Consider the following 15,074-nt stretch of genomic DNA (forward strand, 5'->3'; position numbering starts at 1 on the left):
ATTATTAATAGACGTTGTTAAAAATCTTCCATAATTATTTGCGAAAAGAAGAGCGCATATAACGATAAGAAGATGAAGTGTAGAGAGCGAAATAGTAATTATGACTCAGGTCATTAGGAATATTGTGAAACGTGCTTTTGCAATGGCAAGTGTTGCAATACTTGCCATTGCCGTGCTCGCATCAGGATTTAGTGCAGCTTTACCGGCAGTTGCATTAGAAAATGGTAATCCTGCTGAAAAATACGATCCTACAAAAAAGGAAGTGCTAAGTCACGGCCATACAGACGTGTTTTACCCAATTCAATACAATGGTAAATTCATTATGGCCGTCGAAAAAGACGCTGCTACTTTCTTAAAGCCTGAAAACACTACTTTGCGCGTAGCTAAAAGCACGTACACTACAAAATCGCAACTTCCTGCTCTCGCTACTGAATACTACTATCTCGATAGTTCCGGAAATCAAAAAGGGAACCCTCTTTTCCCGGGTTGGGACACAGGTTATGCTGCATCTTTAGTTGGCGCATCTCACGCAGATGATGCAACAGCAGATATTGCAATTCAGCAAGTTACTGGACCAATGAACGGGCGCATTCTGCTTTGGACTACCGATGGCATTGGAAAAAATTCGAAGAAATTATCATTTGAAGAGAATGATTTAGACGACGAACCTGATATTGATGGCAGTCGATTTATGCTACCTGGCGTAATTCACCAACATACTGCTGGCCACGTGCATGCAAACTGGGGATTTACGCAGCCTGGCGTTTACAAGCTAAAAGTAGCAGCAACTATTACAAATAAGAACACTAAGAAGCAGATCACAACCGAACCTGCAGAATACACTTTTGAAGTAGAAGATACATATTCAGGCGAAGTACCTGCTTCTGGCATTACGGAAACGCTTGATTTGCACCGTCGCGGTGATTTTATTAATCCTGACGATGATGAAGAAGCGCACGAAGCTTCCAAAGATCATAAAGACACAGATAAAGACGATGGCGGCGATATGCGCATCGGCAATATTCGTGATTCCGGGCCTCATCCGCATTATCATTCATACGAAGGTTATGGTGGTTTAGACTTAAAAGTAGTTAACAAACCAAAGGGTGCTCGTATTGAGTGGAGATATGTGCGTGCTGACGAAGGTCCTGACGCGTATGGAACCACTCTTTTTGCTGAGAGATTGCAGCTTCCGGCTGAGCCTGCAATGAACAAGATGAAAGTGTATGCTCACGCAACTGAAGGTGAAACGCAAGTTGGCAAAGATACTGCGTCTGCAACCATCGCCGTTGAAGATCACGGTGCCGACGGACATCCTGTAGTAAAAGCAATTGCTCCTTATAAGCGTTTCAAACCAGGGGATACTTTACACGCGAAAACAGTATTGCTTAACCCTCATGTTGCAACCGACGGTGTTACCGGTGCGCCAATTGACGATCCGACAAGTCCAGTAACTTCCATTGTCAAAGATTATGTTTGGTTGATGAAAAAGGAAGGAGAAAGCGAATTTAAGCGCATTCCGGGTGCTGCAAGCAGCAAGTTGGAGCTAAAACTTGATGCGTCAATGCAAGGTGCAACGATTCGTCCTTCCTTAGTTTTAAAGAACGGTGAACTTTACCGTAATAAAATGTTTGATGAGTTTTGCGATTATGTTATTGAGATGAAAGGTGTTCCTCACTCTCATAACCATGATGGCGATGATGATCAAAGTGGTTCTGATTCTGAAGATGATGAGAACCCTCATGGGAAAAAGCACCATGAGAAGCGTCATAATAAGCGCAAAAATAAGACTAAGCATTTCGCTGGTGGAAAGAACTTTTTGAAAGGCGTATTCGGCGGTGCTGCAAATTCTGGACTATTCGGATCTAGCTCTAATGGTGGATTCCAATTCGAATCTAATTTCTTTAAGAAATCCAACAGAAAATTCAAGCGCACAAAGAAGAATCGCAATAAGACTAACCGCACTAATCGTAAGAATAATTCTAAAAATAATACGCAAAGTGGTGCTAGTTCTGGTTCTAGTTCTTTTACAAGAACAGAAAATTCAAGCGGAACATCGTTACATAATTCATCGCGACGAACTTCTGGCGGAACTCATACTAAGAACAAGAGCTCTAAGAAAAGTGGACAGACTATTCGTAATTTCGTGAGAACAGATAATAATTCTGGCAATAAGTCCAAAAATAGTTCTGTCAATAACCCTGATTTTGTTAAGAATACTGAACACCATGCTTTGCAAGGTGCAAGGCAATACAACGAAGAATCTGATGAAGCGTATGAAGATGATTCAGATGATACAAAAGGTGATAGTTCCTCGACTAAGTGGGTTGCGGTTGCAGCTTCAGGTGCGAGCGTCGGCTTATGCACAATAACTGGTGCATGCGGTGCTTTGGTACGTCCTAGATTGAAATTGTTGTAAATAGTATTCGTATTATTACTAGAAAGTTTAAATGATGAATTACAAACAAAATGAAACATTGCAAGTAAAACGAAAGCATGCATATTCTACTGCGTTGCTTGCGCTCATATTTTCTTTAGTAACTTTGGTTGCATCTTTATGTGCACCAAATCCAATGCAAGAAACTGCTTATGCCACTGAAGGCAATCAGCCAGTTATGATTCAAGCAGGTCATGCTGATTTTGGACCAACGCTAATCGACGGCAAATGGAAATTGAAGATTCGCGATGATACTGGTGATGAACCAGTGTGGCGAGACCCAGAAAATGTGGTATTTAAATTAGGTGGCAATTCAATAATTCCTATGCCTGATGACGCTGCCTACAGTTTTATTGGCGAAAAGCCTGGAACGAAGCTGTATGTTATTCCACAAACTCAGAATCCTGATGTGCCGTGGCTTGGTTGGAATACGCAGGAAGGTGGCGTGCTTAACGAGCTCGATCGTGGTGCAAACCTTTCGCTTGAAGGAGTAAGTGGTCCAGGTAAATTGCATGTTTACTTAGAAAATGGCAATAACAATCCACAGCAGCTTTGGGATAGTACTAAAGGTTATCCGCAAAACAGCTGGATTGAAACTAACGCTCATACTCACGTGAATTGGGTGTTTTCTAAGCCTGGAATTTATCATGTGAAGCTTACTTTTTCAGGAAAGCTTAAAAACGGACGCGCAGTAAGCGATACGCGTGTTCTTAATTTTGCGGTTGGAGATAATACTGATCCTAATGCTGCTTTAGGTACGGGTGCTGCTGCTGGAGCAAGTGGCAGCGAAGGCGACGAAGAGGATCAAGATGAAGAAGACAACGATGAATCCACAAAAGATGAAACTAACAATCATCACAAACTCCTTCGCAACAAGCATAAGCATTCTCACAAAGTATCTGAAAAAAGTGATGATACAGCTTTAGTTCTTCAAATTGTAGGTATTTTTGTGGCTATTATTGCCGTAATTATTGTGATTTTTGTGCTAATAGCTGTAGCTAAAAGCAAGAAAGCACGAAATCTTGCGCTCGCTAAGCAAGTTTCTGCACAAGCTAATCAACAGTATGCAAATAATGCAAATTTTGTGAATAATGCAAATGGCGACAGTACTTTGTCAAATCTAGTGCGTGATCAAGAAACGACAGTGATGTCACCAATTAATAATTCTCAATATTCTCAATCAGACAATATGCAATCTGATGGTACCCAGTGGAAATAATGGTGTGACGAAAATGGTTCGTAATAGTATAAAGAAATTATCTCGCGCTTTGTTGGTGGGCGTGTGCTTGTGTGGCATGATGATGGGAACTCCCGCAGCTTTTGCTGACAATGGCAGTGACGCAACTGTTGTAAGTGGAAAGAAATCTTCTAAAGATTTTACCGCCATAAAGCAAGCCAATTTTAAAGCGTGTACGGCTGCTCGCTTAGATAAAACTGCTTCATCACAACCTGCGGCTGATAGTAAAGCTGCAATGTGCCACGCATATAAAGGTCATACTGACGTTTTTGCAACTTTCTTTGATACTACAAGCAAGCGCATAGTATTAGGCACCTTGGGTGATGCGTTTGAAAGTGAAGATCATGATGGCACTCGTTATGATACGAATCGACTTATTTTTGAAGTCGGTTCTAAAAACATCATGCAGCTTTCCAAAGATGAGAATGATCCGATAATAAAAGAAATCTACGCAACAACTCGCGAAGGTGTAGTCTGGTTCTTTGATCAATCTGGAGCTGGAAATACTGGTGCATTATGGCCTGGTTTAGATACTAGACCGTTATATGAGGGAGCTGGTTCTACAAAAGTTAACCCAACAGTCAAACTGTCATTAACTGGTATCGAAGCACCTCACAATGGCGAAGTTTTTATGTACACTCGCAGCGGTGACGATTATGAGAAAATGCTCGGCTCTGCTGAAAACTGGCCAAAAGATGTTGACATCACTGAGACTGGTGGCAAGCATTCGCACATGTATTGGTCTTTTAACCGTCCTGGTGTGTACAAGTTAAAAATGAAAGCTACTGCTACCGTTGGTGACGAGGAGCAAAGTTCTGAGCAAGACTATACATTCCACGTCACTAATCATGATGTAACAGCTGGGGATTTTGCTGATTATGATGGCGCATCTTTTGATGGTGATGAAGATGGTGAAGATGACGAAGAAGATTCAGATGATAATGACGATTCTCAAAGTGAGGATCACAGTATTAATGTGCAACAAAGTAACGGATCTTTCTTCATTAACGGTAACAACAACACTGTGTATGTGACTCCATGGCCTGGAGCAAAAATGCAACAACAAGGACTTCTTGGAAGTAATAGAGGACTTTTTGGAAGTAATAACGGTGGTCTTATTCATGGGGAACATAACGCGAAAAGCGGAAAGCAAGATTCTCAAAGTCAGCAATCTACTTCGACAAAGTTCAAAGACATCAAGGGTGACAAACTCGTTATAGACCACGGTCATGTTGATATTGCTGTATATACTGGCGATTCAAATAAAGTTGATATGGCTGTGCAAGAAGATGTGACAGGAAGCCACGTCTTTAGAGACCCGGATACAGTTGTATTCGCAGTTGGTGATGCTGGTAAAACTAACGGCGTGTATCGTATACCGCAAACACAAATTGATGGTGTGCCATGGATGGGTTGGAATAATCAGTCTATGAATCCGCATAAGCCAACTCAATTGAGCCTAACAGGAGTTGAAGGTCCTGGAAACGTACGTGTTTGGATGTTTGGAGGCTTGGGTGGCGGAGATCAAGAGATTTTCTCTACTCAAGGAGCAACAGATTATACGATACCTGCAAATACGCATGCTCATGCGAATTGGGATTTCGACAAACCTGGATATTACACATTGCAATTCCAAGCTTCTGACGGAAATTCTACAGTAACTCGCAATATTCACGTTGCTGTTGGTGTAGATCCACAAGAAACACCAATGGGCTCTGCTGGCGGTGTTGAAAGCACTGCAGACGGCACCAAAAGCAAAAAAGGTGGACCTTCTGCACCTCATAATCCAGCAAAACCTGCTAATTTGCCTCATTCTGGCGGCAATCATGGCAGCCGCGGAATCGGTGCCGTTGGTGGTGGAAATTCTTTTGTTGGCGGTCGTGGTTTTGGATCAAACAATTCACGTTCTGGGAAACAGTTGCCAAGAAAAGCTAAAAAGCATAAAGGTCTTGTTTCAAAAATTAGTAACAAGAGGCTCGCCAAAAGTTTGTACCGACAGAAATTGAACGATAATGACGAGATCGTGAATTCTGAAGCAAAAGGTGTAACAGGATTATTTAAGCGAAATCCTTTGCTTGCTTATTCGCTTCTTGCTGGTGGAATTATTGCTGTGCTTGGCGTTTTGGGTGCAGGAATTTGGTATCTCTACAATCGCGGACTTATTAACTTCAACTGGCTGTTGCGCTATTAGTAGTAGGAGTGTGTAAGGGTGATTCATAGGCCCAGAAGAGTAAAGCAAACTTTGTTTTCTTCGATTGGTGCAATTGCAGTCGTCGCGCTTATTTTGCCGCTTTCTGCTTGTGGTAGTGCTAATGGGAATCGTGCAGGACATCGCGATGGTCGCATTAATGTAGTTACAACTACAGGCGTTTTGCGTGATATGGTGGCGAATGTAGCAGGGGATGCTGCAAATGTGAGTTCAATCGTACCTGATAATGCAGATCCGCACTCTTACGAGCCGCGATTGCGTTCAATCAGAGACGTTGTGTATGCGGACGTGGCTTTTAGTAATTACATGATGCTTGAGGAGCATGGTGTTATTACTGCTTTAGATGCGAATTTGCGAAAAGGCGTGCCGAATGTGCAACTTGCTGAAGAAAGCGTGAAACATGCGGCGGATATTATTCCAATGGTCGAAGATGTGTCGTTGGACACTATTTGGCTTGGTCTTGCTACAGAACGCCAAACTTCGCAGACGGTTGAGGAAGCTGAAGATACTAAAGAGCAACAAAAATCTCAAGAGAAATCTGATAAGTCGCAGTCTTCTCAGGTTTCTCAATCTTCGCAATCAAACGCGCCTTCCACTGTAACGAAAGAAGGACGCGCTACTGTAATAAAGCCAAAAGCATACAACATGAAGCGTTCGGACAGGATCCGCTTAACTGCAACTAAAGTAACTGGTCCTGGTTCGCTTTTCGCTTACCTTACTGGCACTTTTGGAAGTGTAGAAACTTACGTTAATTCAGCAAACGGGATTAACGATGAAGATCATGTGGATTTGCCTGCGGACGCGCACACGCATTTAAGTTGGGCTTTTAGTAAGCCAGGAGAATACACTCTCGGTTTTCACGCAGATATGCTCGATGCTCAAAACGAGAGGGTTGCAAGTTTAGGAAACGCAACTATGCGTTTTGCTGTTGGCATTAACGCGCAGAAATTAGCGAAAAAGCGTGGAGCTAGTGTAGTTTTGAATCAAGGCCATGCAGATTTGGCTTACGATTTAGCTAAACGCGGATTTTTGTACAGAGTTGACACTTTGCAAGAAAAGCGGTCGGTTGCGCCAAAGCGCGTGTATTATGAGCCGCGAGATGTAGTAGTAGAAGTGCCGACTAATGCTTTAAAAGAAATTCCAGCTGAACAAGGCTATAGATTCCTTGGATTTGCACGGCAGAAAATCTATCAACTTCCACAAGCTGTTCTTGGAAAACATGTTCACGGAGATATTGATCCGCATTTATGGCAGTCAGTGAAAAACGGAATTGCTTATGTGCGCACAATAGCTGACCGCTTGTGTGAAGTCGATCCTAAAAATGCTCGCAAATATCGCGCAAATGCGGACCGATACATTAACAAGCTATTAGATGTAGACGCGTATATGAGGCAAAAAGTGGCGTCAATTCCAAAAGAGCGTCGCAACTTGGTTACAACGCATGACGCTTTTGCATACTTAGGTAAAGCTTATGGCGTAAATATTGCGGGATTTGTAACAATCAACCCTTCAAGCGAGCCAAGCGTGCAAGATAGGCGCAGACTTTCGCAAATTTTGCGCGACTTGGAAATCCCTGCAGTGTTTTTAGAGCCGAATTTAATTTCTCGCTCGTCTGTGCTTAAAGAGCTTGCGTCTGAAGCGCATGTGAAAGTTTGCCCAATTTATGGTGACGCTTTCGACGCAAATGTGCGAACTTACGCGGATATGATGCGAGCTAACGCGGATTCTTTAGCGAAATGTTTGAAGTGAAAGTGTTAAAGGTAGTAAATATGGAAGAAAATGCAGTAATTTGCGCAAAAAACTTGAATATTTCGTACGGGAATCGCACTGTTGTAAAAGACGTTTCTTTTACCATTAATAGTGGCGAATTTGTGGGATTACTTGGCGCAAACGGTGCCGGTAAAACAACGCTATTTCGTGCAATTATGGGTTTGATTCCACATACTGGAAAACTCGAAGTGCGTGCTCCTCATATGGAAGGTGCAAAACTTAATTCTCGCGTATCTTACGTTGGGTATGTGCCTCAACGTCACGATATTGCGTGGGATTTCCCACTTTCTGTTTTAGATGTAGTGATGATGGGTAGGATTCGTCATATTGGTTACGTTCGCCGCGCTAAAAAAGAAGATTACGAGATCGCATTAAACTCGCTTGAACGCACAGGAATGGCTGATTTCCAAGATCGTACGATTGGAGAACTTTCTGGAGGTCAGCGGCAACGCGTGCTTGTTGCTAGAGCATTAGCTGGAGAGCCGCGTTTGCTTCTGTTAGACGAACCGTTTACTGGACTCGATATGCCTACTCAGGAGCTGCTTACCGATTTGTTCTTGAAATTGTCTGCTTCTGGTGAAGCAATTCTCATGAGCTCACACGATATTATTGGCTCAATTAACTCATGCTCGAGAATAATGCTATTTGATGGCACTATTGTGGGCGACGACGATCCGCAACATTTGCAAACAGAACAGTGGGTACAAACCTTCCACGTAGCTCCGCAAAATCCGCTTATTAAAGCAGTTGAGCGCGTAATTGGTAAGGAAAGTGTGGTAAAAGAGTAATGTTATCTCCAATAGAATTTATACAAGATTTAACAAATCCGGACCTTTGGTTTTTGCTAAAAGCACTTATTGTAGCGTGCCTTTCTAGCGTAATTTGTGGTGTAGTTGGATGCTATGTAGTGCTTAGAGGAATGGCGTTTATTGGAGATGCTGTAGCTCACTCAGTATTCCCAGGACTTGCTATAGCCTTCGTATTGCAAGGAAATCTGCTATTTGGAGGAGCACTCGCAGGAGTTGCAACCGCGCTAATCGTATCTATTTTTAGCCAAAACCGTAGGCTTCGCGAAGACTCATTTATTGGCGTATTTTTCGTATCTGCTTTTGCTCTTGGAATTGTGATTATTTCTAAAGCATCTGGCTACGCTGGATCCTTAGAATCCTTCTTGTTTGGCTCGATTACAGGTATTCCTGATTCAGATATTGCTGTTGTTGCTATTACTGGTTTGATTATTTTGGCTATATTATGCATGTTCCACAAAGAGCTTGTTTGCGTATCGATGGATCGAGAAACTTCGCGCGCAATGGGATTGCCGGTTGCATGGCTAGATGGAATGTTGTACGTGTTAGTGGCTATCGCTGTAGTTGTTTCCGTGCAAATTATTGGAAACGTGCTTGTGCTTGCTCTGCTTGTGACTCCTGCTGCAACTGCGCGACTGCTTACTGATCGGCTATCTAGGATGATGGTTTTAGCTCCTGTTATTGGTTGCGTTTCTTCGATTGTTGGAATGTATATTTCGTGGAGCTTTGATACAGCAACGGGCGGAACAATTGTGCTCGTAGCAACCGCTCTCTTTGTGCTCGCTTGGGCGTGCTCTCCTAAACATGGGTTGATTGCAAAAGTAGGTCGTAGCGTAGGTTTATAGCATGCTGCACAATAGAAAGCATGGTATCAAAAGGAAAACCTTCGCCAAGAAGTGCAGTAAAACCACTCAGTGATGAGCAAGTAAAGCTTTTAGCAAGTAAACACAATTTAGTTGACCCAACGTATTACTATCCGACAGGAAAACGCAAGCCAAATCAGGTAGAAATTGACGCGCAAAATCCTAAAGCCGCCGAAAGACTGCTCGAAGGAACGTCGCGCGTATTGCGTTCACGCTGCAAAGTAAAGGCGTGGGGATTGGAAAACGTGCCAGAAGAAGGCGTGTTTATTACAGCTTGCACACACGTGACGATGTTTGACGTTTTCATACCTATGACTGCACTATTCCACCAAGGTCGTCGTCCGCGCTACATGGCAAAAGCGGAACTCGCTCACTGGCCAATCTTAGGCAAATGGTTCCAGCTTGTAGGCATGCAGCCGGTTCCTCGCAGAAGCGGAAAAGCGCGAGAAATAGAAGAAGAATCTATTAAAATCCTCACCAATGGCAGACCTTTAAGTGTATGGCCTGAAGGAACAGTTACGCGCGATCCTAAAAAATGGCCTATGAGCATGAAGCCCGGAATTGGTATAATTGCTCTCGAAGCATCGCGCAGACTCGGACATCAGATTCCGCTATTTTGCGCGGTTACATGGGGCGCAGCAAGCATTAACCACTGGTGGCCGTGGCCAAAGAAAAATGTTGTAATGTGCTACGATACCCAACTCGATTATGCTGACTTGCTAAAGGGGAGTGAAAATTGGGGAGAGCTACCTCCTCTTGAATCTGCTGAAGAGTTGGCTCGTCGCGTGCGTGTGCGTATGACGCAGATTATGGAAGAAATTCGTGGAGAAAAATCTCCTGCAGGATACTTCGATTACAGGCAGATGAAACGCGTTACGGAAGAATAAAATAAAGTATCTTTTAAAAATCCCGTAAAGCGGCATGTGTAGAATTGTGTAATAGTGTGATTACAAATAAATAGCTATACAGTAGCTTATAAAACTCACAACCGAAAGGCAGGACGTAAAACATGAACGTTACGGTGTTGGGTGCTGGTGCTTGGGGAACTGCGTTTGGACAAGTACTTGCGGATGCAGGAAATCAAGTGACAATGTGGGCAATAGAGCCGGAAATTGTTGAAGGAATTCGCGATCATCATCATAATGGCGTGCGTCTGCCTAGCGTAGAAAAACTTCCAGAAAACATGACTGCAACTGGGGATCGAGCAGAGGCTGTTGCGAATGCGGATATTGTAGTCGTGGCGATTGCGGCACAGTTTGCTCGCGTTGCGTTGGAAGGTTTTGTGGGTTTGATTCCACAAAATGCGATCGTTGTTTCGCTTATGAAAGGCATTGAGCGCACAACCGGCAAACGTATGGATGAAGTTGTGTGCGAAGCTTTGAACTTACCGCGTAACCGTTTTGCTGCACTTTCCGGACCAAACTTGAGCAAGGAAGTTGCATCTCGCCACCCGGCTGCAGCAGTAGTTGCTTGCGCAGAAAAATCTCAGGCAGAAGTAGTTGCAAAAGCATGCTCAAACAGCTACTTTAAAGCATTTGTGTCAACAGACGTAATCGGCGTAGAAATGTGTGGCTCGCTTAAAAACGTGGTTGCGCTCGCAGTTGGTATGGCTCGAGGCGCAGGATATGGCGAAAACACGGCGGCTATGATTGAAACGCGCGGTTTGGCAGAATTGACGGCATTGGGCGTAGCAGAAGGCGCAGATTCGCGCACTTTTGCAGGTCTTGCTGGCTTTGGTGATTTAGTTGCAACTTGTGGATCTCCTCTAAGCCGCAACTATACTTTCGGTGCAAATCTTGGAAAAGGCATGAGCGTTGAAGAAGCAACTGCCGTAAGCAATGGTGTTGCAGAAGGCGTGCCAACCACAAGTGCAGTAGTTGCAATGGGCAAGCGTTTGGGTGTTGCAACTCCGCTTGCAAGTGCAATGGCTCGCGTGCTTGAAGAAGGAATTTCCTGCCAAGAAATGCTCGCAATGCTTTTCGACGACGATGTTTGCGAAGAGTAAGTAGCGTTTGCAAAAATAATCAAAACTAATCCAAAATAACTAGAATAATTCAAAAATATATAAAGGAAAAAAATGACGAAAAAGCGTGTAGTGTTCTTGTATGGCGGTAAGGCAGACGAACATTCGATTTCTTGCATATCTGCTGCTGGAGTGCTCAGTGCTGTAGACGAAAATCGTTTTGACATTGTGCGGATCGCAATCACAAAACAAGGCGAATGGATTGTTGGTGGTGAAGATCCTCGTAACTTCCGCATGGAAGAAGGCGAGTTGCCAGTAATCACAAAAACCGCTGGAACGCGTGATGTTGTGCTTGACCCTGCAAAGGGTGCAGACGGATTCTTGGTGCGAAAAGCGGACGACACGCTTGAAAGTTTAGGTCATATCGACGCTGTTTTCCCAGTTCTTCACGGACCAAACGGTGAAGATGGCACTTTGCAAGGTTTGCTAGAAATGATGCAAGTGCCGTACGTCGGTTGCGGAGTGTTGGCTTCGGCTGCATGCATGGATAAATACTACGCAAAGCAGCTGTTTAAGGCTGCCGGAATTGATGTCGCTCCGGGGATTGCGTTGGATGCTAGAAAATTTGCAAGTGACTCGACGAATCGCTTTGCTGCGTACGCAAACGAAATGCTTGCGCAAGTTGAGGCAGCAAAACTCGAGTATCCGCTTTTTGTAAAACCAAGCCGTGCAGGATCTAGTTTTGGCGTAACAAAAGTGGAATCGCATGATGCTGAAGCTTTGGCGCAAGCTGTTTTTGAAGCTTCGAAGCACGATTGGCGAGTGCTAGTAGAGCAAGGAATTAACGCGCGCGAGATCGAGTGTGCGGTTCTTGCAGCTCGCGATGGCGAGGAGCCGAAAGTAAGTTTGCCAGGTGAAATTGTGTTAGACAAGCGTCGGGCTGGCGAAGATCAGTTCTACGATTTTGATAGCAAATACATGGATTCCGCGGCTTCGCACGTGGAAGTTCCAGCAGATCTTCCTGCGGAAACTTTGGAGCTCGTGCGTAAAACAGCGCTCGCAGCATTCAAAGCAGCAGACGGTAGAGGATTAAGCCGTGTTGATTCGTTCGTGACTCCTGAAGGTCATGTGATGATCAACGAAATCAATACAATGCCTGGGTTTACGCCAATCTCCATGTATCCAAAAGCTTGGGAAGCAACCGGAATAAGCTATGGCGATTTAATTACGAAGCTTATTGAGGGTGTGCTTAAGTAAGTGTGAATAACGCAAGTAGCGCAAACTTAATACGAATTCAATAAAAAGCGAAAAATCACGATAAAGCGTAAAGAATAACAAAAGGAATGAGTATGCAAGAGATACAACATGACGACACATATTTGTTGGCGCGAAAGCGGCAGGGAACTATTGGAATGTCATTATGCATGTTCATGGTTGTGTGGATTGCTGCTGCATATGCATTAGGTATGTGCTTTCCGTATTTTTTGCCTAAAGAATTTTTAGAAAAATCTATTGCAACAATATTAGTGTCTGACATTGCGCAATATTTAATAGCGCTTCCTATTGCAATGCTGATTATGCGAGCAGTACCAACTCTTGCGTCGCGTGAATTTTCTATGTCTTTGCGTCAATTTTTGGGATTCTACGCAGTTAGTGTGCCAGTTATGTATGGAGGAAACTTAATTGGTACAACATTAGCTTCAATTATTACAGACGGTAAAGCAGAAAATCGTATTTCAGAGACTATTGTGTCTGGAAATATGTGGGAAACGTTTGTGTTCGTAGTGATTCTTGCTCCTATTATGGAAGAATGGTTTTTTAGAAAGCAAATACTTTCTCGATTGCGTGTGTATGGCGAAAAGAAAGCAATTGTGTTCTCTGCTTTAGCTTTTGCATTATTCCACATGAATATATTCCAATTTTTCTACGCTTTCGGGCTTGGGCTTATTCTCGGGTACATGTACGTGCGAACTTCTAAATTGCGTTACAGCATATTTCTTCACATGATTGTGAACTTCCAAGGAAGCGTTGTTGCTTTATGGTTACTAAAACAGATGACAGATGCAAACGGGAATGTTATAGAAATTGACAAATTATCAAATAAAGAGTTAATGGATTTGCCTTCTGGATTTGTGCTAGCTGGATTATATAGCATATTTGTGTTTGCAGTGCTTGTAGTTGGAATAGTGTTACTTGCTCGTAGTCGTCGATATTTAGTTTTCTTTGATGCGCCTTTGGAATTGCCTAAGGAAAATAATTTGAAATCACTTTATGGAACCGTAGGTGTAATTGCGTTTTTGATTATTTCTGTGATTCTTAATGTGATGATGCTTTTTTCGTAACTGCTATTTTTCGTAACGAAAAACAAAAATTCAAAATTCATGGCTTAAGGAGGCGAGTTATATGTTAAGCAAAAAATTAGCCAATAAAACTATTCGCGTTGGATTGCTTGGTGCCGGAACAGTCGGTTCGCAAACAGCGCGACTTATAGTTGAGCAGAGTGATGAACTTGCGGCTAGAATTGGCGCAAATATTGAGCTTGCAGGAGTTGCGTGCCTGCATCCGGAAGAAGTTGACGCTCCTTGGATTAAGCGTGATTTGCTAACTACAGACACTGCCTCTTTGTGCACCCGCGAAGACGTTGATATTGTAATCGAGCTTATTGGCGGACTTGAGCCGGCTCATACTTTTGTAAAAAGTGCGCTATGCCATGGAAAATCTGTTGTTACTGCAAATAAAGCGTTGCTTGCAAAGTTTGGTCCGGAATTATACGAGTGTGCAGAAAGTCACGGAGTTGACTTGTACTTTGAGGCGGCTGTAGCAGGAGCGATTCCTATTGTTCGACCGCTTCGAGAGTCACTTATTGGCGACGAAATTACGCAAATTTTCGGGATTGTAAACGGAACTACCAACTATATTCTTGACGAAATGACTGTGCGCGGACTTGATTTTGACTCGGCTTTACGCGCAGCTCAAGAAAAGGGTTATGCTGAGGCGGATCCGACCGGAGATGTTGAAGGTTTCGATGCTGCAAATAAAGCTGCGATTCTTGCAACTCTCGCATTCCAAATGCCGGTAAGTATTGACGATGTTTCTGTTGAAGGAATTAGCGCGATTGACTCTGAAGATATTGCTGCAGCGAGCGCGGAAAAGCGTGTAATTAAGCTACTTGCAGCAGTTGAAAGGCATTGCGACGGCGAATCAAACTCAGATGGCGGAGTAAGCGTTAGTGTGTATCCGGCGCTTGTTGGCGCGGAGCACCCTTTGGCGTCGGTTCATGGCAGTTTTAATGCTGTATTTGTGAAGGCGCAGGCTGCAGATGATTTGATGTTCTACGGACGCGGTGCCGGCGGCGCTCCAACTGCAAGTGCTGTTGTTGGAGATGTTGTTAGTGCTGCTCGAAATCTTGTGCGTGGATGCGCAGGTTTTGGCGTGCCAATGTACAACAAGTATGTGCCGGCCTCTAGCGAGCAGACCAGAGCAGATTTTGTGATTCGTTGCAATATGGAAGATACTTCTTTGGCTTTGTGCAGCGAAGTTATGGATGTTTTTGCAGATCATGGCGTTGTGTATGAGCGTTTGGCTTCGGCGTGTCAAGCTAAGTATTCTCAAACTGAAGGTGATTCGGATTGCCCACAGTGCGGTCTTGGTGGACCTGGCAGTGTGCGCGTGCTTGTGAGCGAATGTTCGGAAGCTGCGGTTCAAGCTATTTGCGAGGATTTGCAGAAGTTGGACGTTGTGTGCGGAAAGCCGCTAGTTTTGCGCGTTATAAAGTGAAAAGCTGCAGGT

Annotated in this window: 11 protein-coding genes; all 11 read left to right on the forward strand. The window is 43.7% G+C overall.

The window, feature by feature from the left end; translation table 11 throughout:
* Positions 1–100 precede the first annotated feature (100 nt).
* The 11 genes from A5294_RS03850 (at position 101) to A5294_RS03900 (ending at position 15,062) form a co-directional block, all read left to right on the forward strand.
* A complete protein-coding gene (locus tag A5294_RS03850) occupies positions 101–2,419 on the forward strand; it encodes a choice-of-anchor M domain-containing protein (RefSeq protein ID WP_064340512.1) in 2,319 nt (772 codons plus the stop codon).
* 34 nt (positions 2,420–2,453) lie between these two features.
* Positions 2,454–3,656 (forward strand): TIGR03773 family transporter-associated surface protein, encoded by a 1,203-nt coding sequence (locus A5294_RS03855; protein WP_064340522.1) that lies wholly within the window; start codon positions 2,454–2,456, stop codon positions 3,654–3,656.
* A gap of 13 nt (positions 3,657–3,669) precedes the next feature.
* Entirely contained in the window at positions 3,670–5,865 is a 2,196-nt protein-coding gene (locus A5294_RS03860) for a choice-of-anchor M domain-containing protein (protein ID WP_064340513.1), read from the forward strand.
* A 51-nt stretch (positions 5,866–5,916) separates the two neighbouring features.
* Positions 5,917–7,632 (forward strand): anchored repeat ABC transporter, substrate-binding protein, encoded by a 1,716-nt coding sequence (locus A5294_RS03865; protein ID WP_231880190.1) that lies wholly within the window; start codon positions 5,917–5,919, stop codon positions 7,630–7,632.
* Between the two features lie 20 nt (positions 7,633–7,652).
* Entirely contained in the window at positions 7,653–8,441 is a 789-nt protein-coding gene (locus tag A5294_RS03870) for an anchored repeat-type ABC transporter ATP-binding subunit (protein ID WP_064340523.1), read from the forward strand.
* The gene (locus A5294_RS03875) at positions 8,441–9,304 is read left to right on the forward strand and encodes an anchored repeat-type ABC transporter permease subunit (RefSeq protein ID WP_064340515.1); all 864 of its coding nucleotides are present in this window, start codon (positions 8,441–8,443) and stop codon (positions 9,302–9,304) included. The genes A5294_RS03870 and A5294_RS03875 overlap by 1 nt, the downstream gene beginning before the upstream one ends.
* Before the next feature lie 20 nt (positions 9,305–9,324).
* The gene (locus A5294_RS03880; protein ID WP_064340516.1) at positions 9,325–10,209 is read left to right on the forward strand and encodes a 1-acyl-sn-glycerol-3-phosphate acyltransferase; all 885 of its coding nucleotides are present in this window, start codon (positions 9,325–9,327) and stop codon (positions 10,207–10,209) included.
* Between the two features lie 122 nt (positions 10,210–10,331).
* Positions 10,332–11,327, forward strand: coding sequence for an NAD(P)H-dependent glycerol-3-phosphate dehydrogenase (locus A5294_RS03885; protein ID WP_004106227.1), 996 nt, complete (start codon positions 10,332–10,334; stop codon positions 11,325–11,327).
* A gap of 72 nt (positions 11,328–11,399) precedes the next feature.
* A complete protein-coding gene (locus A5294_RS03890; RefSeq protein WP_064340517.1) occupies positions 11,400–12,542 on the forward strand; it encodes a D-alanine--D-alanine ligase family protein in 1,143 nt (380 codons plus the stop codon).
* A 92-nt stretch (positions 12,543–12,634) separates the two neighbouring features.
* Positions 12,635–13,627, forward strand: coding sequence for a CPBP family intramembrane glutamic endopeptidase (locus A5294_RS03895; protein WP_004118563.1), 993 nt, complete (start codon positions 12,635–12,637; stop codon positions 13,625–13,627).
* Positions 13,628–13,688: 61 nt separating this feature from the next.
* Positions 13,689–15,062, forward strand: coding sequence for a homoserine dehydrogenase (locus A5294_RS03900; protein ID WP_004106232.1), 1,374 nt, complete (start codon positions 13,689–13,691; stop codon positions 15,060–15,062).
* Positions 15,063–15,074 lie beyond the last annotated feature (12 nt).

The sequence above is a fragment of the Gardnerella sp. 30-4 genome, assembly GCF_001641215.1.
Lineage (GTDB): Bacteria > Actinomycetota > Actinomycetes > Actinomycetales > Bifidobacteriaceae > Bifidobacterium > Bifidobacterium leopoldii.

Coding starts and splice junctions, on each gene's coding strand:
- A5294_RS03855 (WP_064340522.1), top strand. CDS start 2,454: ATGAATTACAAACAAAATGAAACATTGCAAGTAAAACGAAAGCATGCA.
- A5294_RS03850 (WP_064340512.1), top strand. CDS start 101: ATGACTCAGGTCATTAGGAATATTGTGAAACGTGCTTTTGCAATGGCA.
- A5294_RS03860 (WP_064340513.1), top strand. CDS start 3,670: ATGGTTCGTAATAGTATAAAGAAATTATCTCGCGCTTTGTTGGTGGGC.
- A5294_RS03895 (WP_004118563.1), top strand. CDS start 12,635: ATGCAAGAGATACAACATGACGACACATATTTGTTGGCGCGAAAGCGG.
- A5294_RS03900 (WP_004106232.1), top strand. CDS start 13,689: ATGTTAAGCAAAAAATTAGCCAATAAAACTATTCGCGTTGGATTGCTT.
- A5294_RS03875 (WP_064340515.1), top strand. CDS start 8,441: ATGTTATCTCCAATAGAATTTATACAAGATTTAACAAATCCGGACCTT.
- A5294_RS03890 (WP_064340517.1), top strand. CDS start 11,400: ATGACGAAAAAGCGTGTAGTGTTCTTGTATGGCGGTAAGGCAGACGAA.
- A5294_RS03870 (WP_064340523.1), top strand. CDS start 7,653: ATGGAAGAAAATGCAGTAATTTGCGCAAAAAACTTGAATATTTCGTAC.
- A5294_RS03885 (WP_004106227.1), top strand. CDS start 10,332: ATGAACGTTACGGTGTTGGGTGCTGGTGCTTGGGGAACTGCGTTTGGA.
- A5294_RS03880 (WP_064340516.1), top strand. CDS start 9,325: ATGGTATCAAAAGGAAAACCTTCGCCAAGAAGTGCAGTAAAACCACTC.